The sequence below is a fragment of the Actinomycetota bacterium genome (assembly GCA_009923495.1).
Taxonomy (GTDB): Bacteria; Actinomycetota; Actinomycetes; order S36-B12; family UBA5976; genus UBA5976.
Genome location: RFTJ01000004.1, coordinates 115,733 through 129,591 on the forward strand (window position 1 = coordinate 115,733; position 13,859 = coordinate 129,591).

12 protein-coding genes are annotated in these 13,859 nt (G+C 48.2%); 4 read left to right on the forward strand and 8 right to left on the reverse strand.

Features of this window, described 5'->3' with window-relative positions; all coding sequences use genetic code 11:
* Window positions 1-12: 12 nt before the first annotated feature.
* Both EBS36_03100 and EBS36_03105 read left to right on the forward strand, forming a co-directional pair.
* Window positions 13-1,698 (forward strand): phospho-sugar mutase, encoded by a 1,686-nt coding sequence (locus EBS36_03100; protein NBU32142.1) that lies wholly within the window; start codon window positions 13-15, stop codon window positions 1,696-1,698.
* 2 nt (window positions 1,699-1,700) lie between these two features.
* Window positions 1,701-2,372, forward strand: a complete 672-nt coding sequence (locus EBS36_03105) for a deoxyribose-phosphate aldolase (protein ID NBU32143.1) — start codon at window positions 1,701-1,703, stop codon at window positions 2,370-2,372.
* Between the two features lie 46 nt (window positions 2,373-2,418).
* Here EBS36_03105 and EBS36_03110 read toward each other — a convergent pair whose 3' ends face one another.
* The 6 genes from EBS36_03110 to EBS36_03135 all read right to left on the reverse strand — a co-directional run bounded on the left by EBS36_03110 (window position 2,419) and on the right by EBS36_03135 (window position 9,089).
* Window positions 2,419-3,714, reverse strand: coding sequence for a thymidine phosphorylase (locus EBS36_03110; protein NBU32144.1), 1,296 nt, complete (start codon window positions 3,712-3,714; stop codon window positions 2,419-2,421).
* 2 nt (window positions 3,715-3,716) lie between these two features.
* Window positions 3,717-4,112: a cytidine deaminase gene (locus EBS36_03115; protein NBU32145.1), complete on the reverse strand. Its 396-nt coding sequence runs from the start codon at window positions 4,110-4,112 to the stop codon at window positions 3,717-3,719.
* Window positions 4,109-5,320 carry an ABC transporter permease gene (locus EBS36_03120; protein NBU32146.1) on the reverse strand — a complete coding sequence of 404 codons (1,212 nt, stop codon included), beginning with the start codon at window positions 5,318-5,320 and terminating at the stop codon, window positions 4,109-4,111. Before EBS36_03120 ends, EBS36_03115 begins: the two co-directional genes overlap by 4 nt.
* Window positions 5,317-6,411: an ABC transporter permease gene (locus EBS36_03125; GenBank protein ID NBU32147.1), complete on the reverse strand. Its 1,095-nt coding sequence runs from the start codon at window positions 6,409-6,411 to the stop codon at window positions 5,317-5,319. The genes EBS36_03120 and EBS36_03125 overlap by 4 nt, the downstream gene beginning before the upstream one ends.
* Window positions 6,408-7,928 carry an ABC transporter ATP-binding protein gene (locus EBS36_03130; protein ID NBU32148.1) on the reverse strand — a complete coding sequence of 507 codons (1,521 nt, stop codon included), beginning with the start codon at window positions 7,926-7,928 and terminating at the stop codon, window positions 6,408-6,410. The genes EBS36_03125 and EBS36_03130 overlap by 4 nt, the downstream gene beginning before the upstream one ends.
* 114 nt (window positions 7,929-8,042) lie before the next feature.
* Window positions 8,043-9,089: a BMP family ABC transporter substrate-binding protein gene (locus EBS36_03135; protein NBU32149.1), complete on the reverse strand. Its 1,047-nt coding sequence runs from the start codon at window positions 9,087-9,089 to the stop codon at window positions 8,043-8,045.
* A 124-nt stretch (window positions 9,090-9,213) separates the two neighbouring features.
* On the opposite strand from EBS36_03135, the gene EBS36_03140 reads away from it, so the two are divergent.
* Window positions 9,214-9,852 carry a uracil phosphoribosyltransferase gene (locus tag EBS36_03140; protein NBU32150.1) on the forward strand — a complete coding sequence of 213 codons (639 nt, stop codon included), beginning with the start codon at window positions 9,214-9,216 and terminating at the stop codon, window positions 9,850-9,852.
* Here the strand turns inward: EBS36_03140 and EBS36_03145 are convergent.
* Window positions 9,814-11,262, reverse strand: coding sequence for a sensor histidine kinase (locus EBS36_03145; GenBank protein ID NBU32151.1), 1,449 nt, complete (start codon window positions 11,260-11,262; stop codon window positions 9,814-9,816). The two genes, EBS36_03140 and EBS36_03145, sit on opposite strands and share 39 nt — an antisense overlap.
* A gap of 144 nt (window positions 11,263-11,406) precedes the next feature.
* Between EBS36_03145 and EBS36_03150 the strand changes: the two genes are divergently transcribed.
* Window positions 11,407-12,630 (forward strand): geranylgeranyl reductase family protein, encoded by a 1,224-nt coding sequence (locus tag EBS36_03150; GenBank protein NBU32152.1) that lies wholly within the window; start codon window positions 11,407-11,409, stop codon window positions 12,628-12,630.
* 23 nt (window positions 12,631-12,653) lie between these two features.
* Here the strand turns inward: EBS36_03150 and EBS36_03155 are convergent.
* Window positions 12,654-13,859, reverse strand: a 1,206-nt coding sequence (locus EBS36_03155; GenBank protein ID NBU32153.1) for an MFS transporter, incomplete at its 5' end; no start/stop codon positions are given.

A 13,859-nucleotide genomic window follows, 5' to 3' on the forward strand; every position in this document is an offset into this window, starting at 1 on the left:
AGTGACGTGGAACTGCACGAGCTACTAGCCCAAGCACAAGATTGGCTAGCACAGGACCCCGACCAGAACACCCGGTTGCAACTACAAACATTAATTGCTTCAGCGAAAACTGACCCAATCGCTTGTGCAGAATTACGGGATTCGTTCTCCGCTGATCTGCAATTTGGTACCGCCGGCTTGCGCGGGAAATTAGGGCCAGGGCCGAACCGCATGAATCGAGTAACTGTAATGCGTGCTGCCGCCGGCTTAGGGCAGTTTTTAATTAATCAAGGGGAAAATGGCAAGTCAATTGTGATTGGGTACGACGGTCGACACAACAGCGATGTTTTTGCCATAGATAGCGCCAAGGTATTAGTAGGCATGAACTTTAAGGTGCAGGTATTTTCATCGGTGATTCCAACGCCAGTACTTGCCTTTTCCGTTCGAGAACTTATGGCTAGTGCAGGCATCATGGTTACGGCAAGCCACAATCCAGCCCAAGACAACGGTTACAAAGTTTATTTGGGCGATGGCAGGCAGATCGTTTCCCCAACAGACAAACTAATTGCGGAGCAAATTAGCGCAGTTTCTGATGTAAGAAACTTAAAACTCATTGATGGATTTAGCTTCGTAAGCGATGAAGTTTTAGATAAATATGTGCAACGAAATTCAGCAATCATCACTGATGGACCTGTCCCCAGGGCCAACATCGAGTCTATTCACTGTGTATATACGGCGATGCACGGTGTCGGTTGGCGCACTTTTGCAGATGTCCTAACCGAAGCGGGTTTTAGTTTGCCAATCAGTGTGCAAGCACAACAAGATCCAAATCCTGATTTTCCAACTGTTGATTTCCCAAATCCCGAGGAGCCTGGTGCTTTAGATTTAGCGCTGGACTTAGCCGGTGCAAGTTCTGCGGAAGTAATTGTTGCAAATGATCCCGATGCAGATCGACTCGCAATCGTAATTCCAAATTCAGCAGGCAAGTGGGTGCAACTGCGCGGCGACCAGGTTGGTGTTCTGCTTGGTTGGTGGATTATTAAACGCAATTCATTACTCGGCAGAAAACTTGAAGGGACTTTTGCAAATTCGATTGTTTCCAGCACGCAACTAGCTGCAATTGCAAAGTCAGCGCACATTAACTTTTCCGCCACTTTAACCGGCTTCAAATGGGTATCCAGGGTGCCAAATCTGATATATGGCTATGAAGAGGCCCTTGGCTACTGCGTAGACCCAAGTGCGGTTGGCGATAAAGATGGTATCTCGGCAGCAGTTATGTTTTTGGAGTTAATTGCATACTTGAAAGGTAACGAGCAATCGATTTGGGAAGTCTTGGATGAGATTGCGCACAACCATGGCCTTCATGACACAGATCAAATCTCAATTCGCGTAACCGAGATAAGTAATGTGACTGCCGTGATGACTAAGTTGCGAGAACTTCAGCCTACAAAAATTGGCGGTTTCATTATCGCGAAATTTGAGGATCTTGTACTTGGCGAACATCTCCCAGCAACCGACGGATTAATTTTTGAACTTGCACCCACTGGTGATATTTCTTGGGCACGAATAATAATTCGACCAAGTGGAACTGAGCCAAAAATTAAGTGCTATCTTGAAGTTGCCTGTGTCAATTCGAACTTAACCTTTGCCAGGGCTACTAACCAGAAGGCGCTTTCTGAATTGGCCAAATCAGTTCGCCCGCTGTTAACAGGAGATTAGAGATGAACTCATTAGAGTTAGCAAAATATGTGGATCACACATTATTAAAGCCTGAAGCCACAAATACCGACATTATGGAATTGTGTGCTGAGGCATTACAGCTCGGAACATATTCGGTGTGTGTTTCACCTACATTTGTAGAGATTGCTAAAGCACAGTTGCATGGTCAAATTAAGGTGGCAACTGTTTGTGGATTCCCAAGTGGAAAACATCAATCCAGCATTAAAGCTATGGAAGCAACTTTGGCAGTCCAGCAAGGTGCAGACGAAGTAGACATGGTGATTGATGTAGGTCGGGCAGTGAGCCAAGATTGGTCCGCAGTGGAAGCCGACATTTCAGCAGTGCGTATGATGATCCCTGATGCGGTGCTGAAAGTGATTTTAGAAACTGCAGCACTTTCTGATGAGCAGATTGAACAGTCCTGTCTGGCGGCTCAGCGCGCGGGAGCGGATTTCGTTAAGACTTCAACTGGATTTCACCCAGCCGGCGGCGTAGAACTACGCGCTATCAAAATTATGCAGCAGACAGTTGGTGGCAAGCTTGGTATCAAAGCTAGTGGAGGTATCCGAACCGCTGAGTTTGCGCTGGAACTGATCGCCGCTGGCGCTACGCGCCTAGGCCTATCGAGCACTCGAGCGGTTCTGGCGGGCGCTACCACAACTGATGGTTACTAGTTTTATCTAGCAAGAAATTCGTTAAGTTCTCAATTCAGTGCCAGGTTTAGCTCACTCGCTCTATGATCAGCGGCAATCTTGGTTGGATCTCCTCTTTCGTCCCGATTGCAAAACCATCGGCTAATGCACCTAGCGCCTGTGGGAGTCGAGATTCATCGTCAGTGTGTAAGCCAAAGAGTTCCTGCCCTTCTACAACCTGCTGACCTGGAATGGCATGCCATGTGACTCCGGCTCCCGCCTGTACTTGGTCTTCCTTCCGCGCCCGGCCAGCACCTAGTAGCCAAGCAGCAGTTCCGACGGCAAGCGCATCAAGATTAGTCAGATATCCAGATTTGTCCGCTTTGACGGTATGTGAATACCTTGCTTGGGGCAATGGTGCATCTACTTGCCCGCCTTGCGCGGTAATCATCGTGCGCCAAACATCCATGGCACTGCCATCTTGAAGTGAAGTTTCTGGGTCCTTTTCGGGAATGACTCCAGCTGTGGCAAACATCTCGCGCGCCAGGGCAATTGTTAGCTCAATAACATCAGCGGGACCACCACCAGCAAGAACTTCCAAAGTTTCTTTAACTTCCAATGCATTGCCAGCGCTGTGGCCCAATGGAACATCCATGGCTGTTAGCAATGCTGAAGTTTTAACACCAGCAGAATTGCCAATGTCGACCATAGTCTTAGCCAGTTCGCGAGCGCGATCAGCCGATTTCATGAATGCGCCTGAGCCCACTTTTACATCAAGCACCAACGAGCTTGTTCCCTCAGCAATCTTTTTGCTCATGATTGATGCTGCGATTAGCGGGATAGATTCGACCGTGGCCGTGACGTCTCTAAGGGCATAAATGCGGCGGTCTGCAGGGGCTAATGATTCATTGGCTGCACAAATTACCGCTCCCGCCGCCTGCATTACTTCGAGCATTTGAGCCTGATTGAGGTTTGCTTGCCAGCCTGGAATGGATTCAAGCTTGTCCAAAGTTCCACCTGTATGACCAAGACCTCGGCCGGATAGCTGCGGCACCATAAGACCACAAGCAGCTGCTACGCAAACTAGTGGCAGAGTGATTTTGTCGCCAACTCCACCAGTTGAATGTTTGTCGGCCGTGATCTTGGTTAATTCAGACCAGTCCATCTTGTTGCCAGATTCAATGTAAGCATTGGTCAGATTTGATATCTCTTCACTCGCCATTCCATTCAACAAAATTGCCATCAACATAGCGGACATTTGTTCATCAGCAACTACATCGCGAAGGTAGGCGCCGATAAACCAGTCGATTTCTGATTTGGTGAGCTGTCCTTGATCGCGCTTTTGGGCAATCAAATCAACAGCCGAAAAAGGTTCGATGGTCATGTCTAGGACCGTGAACTTAAGTCGTTTGGCCCGAACGCCTCAGGGAGCAACTCGCTTAGTGGCACTGGCCCACTTGGGGAATCAACTAGGCAGTCAGGGCCACCATGTTCCCAAAGAATCTGCCTGCATCTACCGCAGGGCATGAGAACAGTTCCTGCTTTGTCCACGCAGGCAACAGCCAAAAGCCGACCACCACCGCTTCGAATCAATTCTGAAGCCAAACCACATTCAGCACACAGTCCGACTCCGTACGAGGCATTTTCTACATTGCAGCCACTGACGATTCGCCCATCAGAAACCAAGCCAGCCACGCCAACTGGGAATTGTGAATATGGAGCATACGCCTGCTTCATGGCAACGCGGGCATGAGCTCGTAAGTCATCCCAATCAATGTTCATGAGTGATCTCCCTTGCGATATGGAATGCCATCAGCAGACGGCGGCCGCAATCTTTGTGCAGCTGTTGCGAGCACGATCAGAGTCGTCAGATATGGAGCGATCTGGGCGACTTCAGGCGGGAACACACTTGTGCTGAGAAATGCCATCCCCAGCACCACGCCGAGAATCAAAAAAGCTAGAGCAGTATTTCGTCGCCCAGATTTGAAGATAAATCCTGCTAGAGAGAGGATAAGAAGAGAACCAAATAGGACTAAGCCTCGAATGTTGGCGTCATCTCTAAGTTGCAGCGTATCGATGTAACCAAAGACTGTAGCTCCAACTGCAGTTCCACCCGGCCGCCAGTTTCCAAAGATCATAGTTGCCAAACCGATGTAGCCGCGCCCAGCAGTTTGACCACCGCGGTAGACGCCGGTGGCCACAATTGCTAGATATGCGCCCGCTAAACCAGCTAGGCCTCCTGACATTGTCACCGCAAAATACTTGTAAAGGTTTACTTTTATGCCGAGTGATTCTGCAGCCCACGGATTTTCACCAGCGCTGCGCAGTCGCAGACCAAAGGCTGTGTGCCAAAGGATCCACTTGGTCAACATGAACAAAATGACCGTGATGATGGTGAGTAATGAAAGTTGGTAGAACAAACCGGAAACTACTCCCGCAACATCACTAACTAAGAACCAGCTTTTTTCCTGTAGCGAAGTGAGCGGATCTGAAATCACAGGAATCGAAATCGCAGGTAACATTCCAAAAATCGGCGGTGACTGGGTGGCCCCGCCGCCAGGAGCAGTAGTGAAAAGTAGTTTGGCGAGAAACTGAGTTAGACCGAGACCCAGAATGTTAATCGCGGTACCAGCAACAATTTGATCAACGCCAAAAGTGACAGTGGCAAGGCCAAAAAGTAGACCACCGACTGCGCCAAAGATTATGGCCGTGATGAGTCCAGCCCAAACACCGTATTGCCATCCAGCCAATCCTGCGCCAAAGGTGCCTAGAATCATCATGCCCTCAAGTCCGATGTTGGCGACTCCAGCGCGTTCGGACCACAGTCCGCCAAGACCAGCCAGTCCAATTGGCACCGCAAGGCCAAAGGCAGCCGACATAGTTCCAGTGCTGGTCAAGTCGTTAGCGCCGGTAAGGACGCGCGTTATTGAAAGCAGCATTATCGCGCCACTTATCAGCAGCAAAACTCTTGGAAGCAATCTCTTGTTCATAAGATGTTCGACTTTTCTGTGAGTGCGCGACCAACTTCTTGCTGCTGCTCTCTGATTTTGTTTCGGCGTGCGATTTCATAAGCAATCACCACAGCTAAAACGGTGACACCCTGCAAGATAGTAACTATTTCTTGAGGTACTCCGATCAAATCAAGTTGTGCACTGGTGGTATCAAGAAATCCCCAAAGCAGAGCCCCAAATGCAATGCCCATTGGGTTGTTACGACCAATCAAGGCAATCGCGATGCCAGTGAAACCAAATCCAGAGGGAAAGTTCAAAGTATAGGTGTGGCTATCGCCGAGCAAATCTGGCAAGGCGACTAGCCCGGCAATTGCGCCCGAGATAAGCATTGTGTAAACCGTCATTCGTCTACTGTTCACACCACTAGCACTTGCTGCCGAAGGCGACATTCCTGAGGCGCGAAGGTCGAACCCAAAGGTTGTTCGGTTAAGTAAAAACCAGTAGCCAACTCCGATTGCCACTGCTACCAATGTGAATCCATAAACTTCATTTGCCGCGCCCGGTATTTTGAAACCAGGCATCCACCCAGATTCTGGAATTAATTTAGTGCCACGAACATTTACTGCAATGTCTTTTCCGATTCCAGTTCGGATAATCGTGTAACTGATGATTCCTAAGGCAATGAAGTTGAGCATGATTGTAGAAATCACTTCACTAACACCACGAGAAACTTTTAGCCACGCTGCGATGCCAGCCCAGCCTGCGCCCACCAACATGGCAACAAGAATTGTGATTGGAAGGGAGATAATTCCCGGCAGTGAAAGCTGGCCAGCTACTGCTGCTGCCACCATTGCACCAAGAAGGTATTGACCATTTACGCCGATGTTAAAAAGATTCATCTTGAAGCCAATAGCGACAGCCACAGCGCTCAAATAGTAAGCGGTTGCTAGATTCAGGATGAGAACAATTGAATTCGGGCGAGTGCCATAGGACCACATCGCACCAAATACTTCAGCAATGTCTGCACCGAAGGCAAGCAAAATAACACTGGTAACAATAAGTGCAATGATTAGGGCCAAAATCGGAGCCAGCAACGTGTCACCAATACGCTTTACACTCATGGTTCTCACGAACTTACTCCAGTCATTGCACTGCCGAGCGAAATTGGCGTAATGGTGCTTGGGTCAACTTGGGCGACGATTCTTCCGCGGAGTAACACCGCAATTTTGTCACTCAGTCCAATGAGTTCATCAAGATCTGCGGATATTAGAAGTACGGCCAGTCCATTGGCTCTAGCAGTTCGAATGTGCTCCCAAATGGCAGCCTGGGCACCGACATCAACTCCGCGAGTTGGATGCGCCGCGATGAGTAGTTTTGGATTTCCAGACATTTCACGACCGACAATTAGTTTTTGTTGATTGCCGCCCGAGAGGGCGCTGGCAGCGACTTCTATGTTCGGCGTGCGCACATCATATTCAGCCACGATACGGCTCGTATCACTCTTAGCGCCAACAGGATCGAGCAGGAATTTTTTAGCGTTTGGCCTTTCGGTTTGATGCCCGAGCATCCGGTTTTCCCAAAGCGGTGCTTCGAGTAAGAGTCCTTGACGGCTTCTGTCCTCTGGGATAAACGCAATGCCACCTTCACGTCGCTTGCGGGTTTTCCAACCTGAAATGTCTACACCGAGGTATTCAATTTTTCCGACTGCTGAGTTAATACCTAGTAACGCATCAACTAATTCGGCTTGTCCATTGCCTTCAATACCGGCAATTCCCAAAATTTCACCCGCATGAATTCCAAGAGAGATGCCATCAAGAATATTTTTACCGGTGCCACTGCTTAAAGTCAGATTTTCCACATAAAGCACAACCCGATCAGTGACCGTATCCTGATTCGTTTGTGGTGAGGGTAGTTCACTACCCACCATTAACTCAGCAAGCGTCTCAGGGGTAGTTGCTTCTTGTAACGGATTAACAGTTGTCACGGTAGTTCCAGCTCGCATCACAGTTATCGAGTCTGCAATGGCCAAAACTTCATCTAATTTATGACTGATGAAAATAGTTGTAATTCCCTCAGACCGAAGATCGCGAAGTGCGGAGAAAAGTTCATCGACTTCCTGTGGAACTAGTACCGCAGTGGGCTCATCAAGAATCAGAATGTTGGCACCCCGGAAGAGAACTTTGAGAATCTCAAGTCGTTGACGTAGACCGACTCCTAGGTCCGAAACATATCTGTCAAATGGGACCTCAAGCCCATATCTGTTAGCGAGATCAGTGAGTCTCAATTTCGCTGAGTTTAAATCCAGATTTAATCCAGAGCGGGGCTCATCACCCAAGATTATGTTTTCTAACGCGGTAAAATTTTCGGCCAGCATAAAATGCTGATGAACCATACCGATACCAGTGGCAATCGCTTCAGCAGGGGAATTAAATTGAGTAATTTCTCCGCGTATTTTGATTGTGCCTTGATCGGGTTTCTGCATCCCGTAGAGAATTTTCATTAAGGTGGACTTGCCCGCGCCATTTTCGCCAACAACTGCGTGAATGGTTCCGGCTTTAATCGCTAGGTTCACATCACTGTTAGCTACGACACCTGGAAACCGTTTCCAGATACCAGTCAAGGTAATCGCATTGGCTGCTTCAGTCATTTACTTAACTTCACCTTTATTTGTTTTGGCACATTCCTAACTTACGCTCAATTACCTACAAAAACTCAGGGCTCAAGCAAAAAATGCTTGAGCCCTGAACCGGAGTAACTGACTTTATTTGCTAGCGACCTTAATGGTTCCAGCAATGATTGCAGCCTTTGCAGTATCTGCATCAGACTTGTAGGCATCTACAGCTGAATTAGAAGTTGCGTAGCCAACGCCTTCACGAGCGAGGTCGAAGTTTTGGATTCCAGTTAGTGGAGATCCATCAACAACGCCCTTGATTACGTCGTAAACCGCTACATCGACTCGCTTTGTCATCGAAGTCAAAATCGAATCCTTGTAGTCCTTGTATGCAGGCACGTTGTACTGATCAGAATCGACACCGATTGCCCAGTGCCCTTCGCCAGCAGCGTGCATAGCCTGAATCATGCCAAGACCTGAACCACCAGCCGCTGCGTATGCAACATCAACGCCCTTGCTTAACATGCCTTCGGTTACTGTCTTAGCTTTCTCTGGCACATTCCACGCAGTGAAGTCTTGTGCAGTTCCCAGATATTTTGATTCGATCATAATGTCTGGATTGACTGACTTAGCACCTTGGATGTATCCAGCTTCGAAAGCCTTAATTAGTGGAATTTCTTGTCCACCAATGAAGCCAATGTGCCCATCTTTGCTAGCTTTAGCAGCAATTACGCCAACGAGGTAAGAACCCTGTTCGGCAGCGAAGATTAGGCTTCCAATGTTCTCTCCATCAACAACCGAATCGACGATTGCAAATGAAACATTGGGAAATTCTTTCGCGACAACGCCGAGAGCAGCGCTGTAAGCAAAGCCAACTGCGATGACTGGATTGTAACCACCATCAGCTAGCTGACGCAGACGTGCTTCGCGAGTAGCGTCGGTTTCGGTGGCGCCGGCGGTCAATTCTTTGACACCTACACCAAGATCATTCTGTGCCTTCAACAGACCAGCACATGCAGCGTCATTAAATGAGCCGTCACCTTTGCCGCCAGTGTCATAAGCCAAACCAACTTTTACACTTGATGATCCAGTTTCTTTCGGTGCACAGGCAGCCTGTGCGCTTTCTTTATTTGAACATCCAGCAAGCACTAGAAGTGCAGCCGTGAGGATTGAAACGAGCTTTAGTCCCTTTTTCATCCAGGACTCCTCCCAATTGAGACTGGGCACCAATTGGTGCCACAGTTCAAAGTTTAGGGATTTATGGTGAAAAACTGCGGAAGATGCCAAGAATTTTTAAATTAACTCGCGTACTGTGTAAATCGTGCAGATTCTGATAACTCAACATCCACTTGTGTCACACAAGTTAACAACCTTGAGGTCACAAGCAACCGACTCAGCAACATTTAGAGCGCTTACTGATGAGTTAGTGACTTTACTTGCCTATGAAGCAACGAAGAATATTGCAGTAGAGGCGATCCAAGTGCAAACCCCGGTGGCTACTGCTGATGGGGTGAAATTGAGTGGCGACGCTCCATTAGTGGTACCCATTTTGCGCGCCGGCCTTGGAATGTTAGGCGGAATGATGCATCTAATGCCAACGGCTGAAGTTGGCTTCTTGGGAATGATGCGAGACGAAGAGACGCTACAGTCAACAATTTATGCAGACCGAATTCCAAAAGACCTAGCCGGTCGACAAGTTTTTATCCTCGATCCGATGCTAGCGACCGGTGGAACACTTATTGCGTCAATTGAACTTATGCTCCATCGAGGTGCTAGCCAAGTAACCGCGGTTTGCTTATTGGCTTCTCCTGAAGGCATAAGTGCATTAGAGCAGGCATTTACTGGTCGCAGCAGCGAGATATCTCTGGTCGCTGCAGGACTAGATTCCCATTTGAATTCAAAAGGCTACATAGTCCCGGGTCTAGGAGATGCTGGCGATCGGCTTTTCGGTTCCGTCTAATAGGGATTTGGCAACTGAAAGTTGCGGTCCGTCGGCAAACTCAGCGGAATTGTTTACTGGAACAGGGAAGGTGAATCGGGTACCCAAACCGCTAAATTTACTTGGGAAAAGTTCAATGTTTCCCCCATTTTCTTCAACAATTGCAGCCATAATGCTCATCCCCAAACCGCTGCCACCGGTTTCCCGAGAACGGGACGGGTCAAATCTTTGAAAATGTGTTATGCCGTGCTGGTAGACATCACTGGGCAAGCCAACACCAGCATCTTCAATCGTCAGAGTCGCAGTTTCACCGTTACTAATCAGACTGATTTCAACAGGCGAATCGGCTGGGGTGTGACGTTCAATGTTGGAAAAAGTATTAGCTAATAGTTGATCAACCAAGTGTTGTGAAGCAAAAATTTGAACATTCGGCTGAACTTCAAATTCGATTTTTCGAGAAGGCTGCAGAGTGTATAAATCATCGATACCTTGCTGAACGGCAATTGACAGGTTAACTGTCCCTTTTGGATGTTCTTTCCGTTCCCCTAATTCGGCTAACAAGAGCAAGTCACCAATGAGTGATTCCATTCGCTCAATCTGAGACTTAACCCGAGTATGAGCGCGGTCGGTCTGCTCAGGCGACAATTTATTTCCAGGACTAATGAGTTCAACGTAACTCTTAATTACTGTGAGCGGGGTTCTGAGTTCGTGAGATGCATCTCCCAAAAAGTTCTGCATCGACTTTTGCACCGCACGCTCAGCTTCCACCGTTCGCTGCAGAGTACCAATCATTGTGTCCAGGGCGGTAGTCAATTCATCAACTTCCGATTTTCCAGTTGGTGCTGGAAGTGATATCTCGGTTTCACCTTTGGCGATTTCTGTTGCACTCTGAATAAGTCTTTGCAACTTGCTGATGTCACTGTGAATAAACATGCTCAGGATTAACACGCCAATTGAAACAAAGATAACTACGGCAATTATCAGAATCCGGATTTCAGTGGAACGCTCAGCAATTACTGGCTCTAGTGAACTTACAAAAATCAAGTACTCTTTATCACCAATGTAAAGTGACTTAACCCTTAGATGTTCAGTAGCAACAAGGTCTTGCGCTTGACTGCTAGAACTCTTTAAAAATTTGGTTGATGGAGATGTTGTAATGAGGTTGCGATTTCCACTAAGTGCGGCAACTTGCCCATCAGCAGAAACATAGCTAACCGAAAGTGGAATTTGGCTATAGTTCGTGTACTCCAACACAGCGGTAATCGGGTCGCGCTCTGAGGCAGTTACAGTACTGATCGCGCTCTGTAGCTGGCCATCAATACTCTTCACTCCTGCGTTGTAGTGGTTAATCACAGATGCACTACCGATAGAGATTGCCACAATAGCAATCACTCCTGTAGCCGCCAGGCTTAGGCGGGTTTGCATGCGCATAACACACTCACAATCTTGTTGCTGTAAGAAAATGGTAGAGCCATTTTGCGGTTGCAGGTGAATGATTGACAATGTTCTGTCACGGTTATCGAACCGTGATGTGCACTAATGCTTACGGTAAGCCAGAATTGAGCAGTGACTGTTATTCAAACCGATGTTCTTGTGGTTGGCGCTGGGCCTGCAGGGTCTTCTGCGGCAACTTGGGCCGCAAGATCTGGTCGCGAAGTGCTGATTATTGATTCAGCAAAGTTTCCCCGAGATAAACCCTGTGGCGATGGGCTCACTCCGCGAGCGATTGCCGAACTTTCAGCACTCGGCTTGGGCAGTTGGCTATCGGGACGGGCTCGGAATCTAGGTCTGCGAGCTGCTGGGTTTGGCCAAGAACTTTTGCTTCCGTGGCCTGGCGGCTCTTTGCCTAATTACGGCGGAGCAGCTCCTCGCATGATTTTAGATAACACTATTTTGGCAGTGGCTAAGGACGCTGGCGCACAACTTCGCGAACAAACTTCAGCCTCCGATGTGGTCCTTGACTCTGGAATCTTGAAGACCGTAATTGCAAAATCAGGTGATGAAACGATACAGATAAATGCAAATCAGATAATAATTGCCGATGGCGCAAAATCGCAATTAGGTCGAAAACTTAATCGTCAGTGGCACCGCGACACTGCTTATGGTGTGGCCGCTCGAGGTTACATAGATAGCGAACGTAGCGATGATCCATGGATTTCATCACACCTAGAACTTCGTAACTCCGAGAACGAAATCCTCTCGGGCTATGGTTGGATCTTTCCTCTCGGATCGGGCGAAGTAAATGTTGGCGTCGGTACTTTGGCAACCAATAAACGTCCGGCGGACATAAACCTTCGCGCATTGCTTTCGCAATACACTGACCAGCAGCGTGAAGCCTGGAAGTTACATGGGGACATTAAGGCGCCTTGGTCAGCACTATTGCCAATGGGTGGGGCAGTTTCTGGAGTTGCTGGTCGGAACTACATGTTTGTTGGTGATGCAGCTGGCTGTGTTAATCCATTAAACGGTGAAGGTATTGATTATGGCCTCGAAACTGGCCGATTGGCAGCCCAAATGCTTGATTCGGAAACGGATTTTTCCGCTGCGTGGCCAGCTGAACTTCGTAATCACTATGGCTACGCATTTTCAATTGCGCGCCGACTTGCTGGAATTCTGACAGTTCCAGGTTTATTGCCAGCAGCTGGACCAATTGGAATGCGCTCGCGCACACTAATGAAATTAGCTTTGCGCGTTATGGGCAATCTGATTACCGAAGACGACAAAGATTTATTGGCGAGAACTTGGCGCACGGCTGGTCGACTTTCGATCAAATTAGATGAACGACCACCGTTTAATTAAAGCTGAGTACTCAACACCCAAAACTAGTCAGTCACTGTTTGTGCAGCAGATGTGTCTGCTTCAACACTCTTTCCCATTTCTTTTGGTAGCTGTGTTGCGACGATTACTGCAACAATTAAAACAATTACCGCAGAAATAGTTGCCACGCGATGTGAGGCATCAGTGAAGGCAGCAAATGCCTGTGACTTAAATGCCGCCGCTTTGTCAGCAGGTAGACCGTTGCTCTGTGCGATAGCAAGAGTTTTTGGCACAGCAGAAACAGTAGTTAAGACAGCATCTTTAGCCTGAGCTGGAAGGTTCGGGATCGAGTTGAGAGTTGGCGCAACTTTACTCGCATAAGTGGTCGCCAAGATAGTTCCAAGTGTGGCAACACCAAGTGCACCAAAAACCTGTCGCACTGTGTTCTGCACTGCAGATCCTGAACCGGCCCGACTCATCGGCAGGGCATTTTGCATGACCGTTGATGCGGGCGCAATGACATTTCCCATGCCCGCGCCAAAACAGAAGAAAGCTATTAAGGCAGCCCAAATCGGTGTGTTTTCGCGAAGTTGCGTCATGCCCACTAACGCAAGTCCGACAAGAATTAGGCCGAAAGTCATTACATTTCGATTGCCGAATTTGGCGACCATCTTTGAACTTCGTGGCGCAGCCACAATTTGACCAAGTGCGAATGGCACGAACGCCAAGCCGGCACTGAGTGTGCTGTAGTCACGAATTACCTGCAGGTAAAACGGCAAGGTGAAAGTTATTCCACTCAATGCGAAAAATGCAAGGCTAACAGCAACTAAACTCACGGCGTATGGGCGATTTGCGAACAAGGTGACATCAAAAGATTTATGGTCGCTGCGTTTTTCTAAGTAGATGAATAAGGCAAGTAAGCCTAGACCCAATGTGAATGGACCAATAACAGTTTTGTCTGCAAAAGTATGGATGACACCGGCATGGATAATTCCGTAAACCAAAGCCACTAAGCCAGAGATTGAAATTAGCAATCCCGGAATGTCCAGTCGTTGTGGAGTTGGGTTCTTAGTTTCTGGAACTACTCGCACGATGCCTATGATGCCCAGAATCACAATCGGCACATTTATTAGGAAGACAGATCCCCAATCGTTTCCAGTTAAACCATTAGTCCACGAAGGATTCTCTAGCAGTAGGCCGCCAATGATTGGCCCGAGAGCCACTGCCCCACCAACAGCCGCAGCCCAAGTGCCGATCGCTTTGCCACGTTC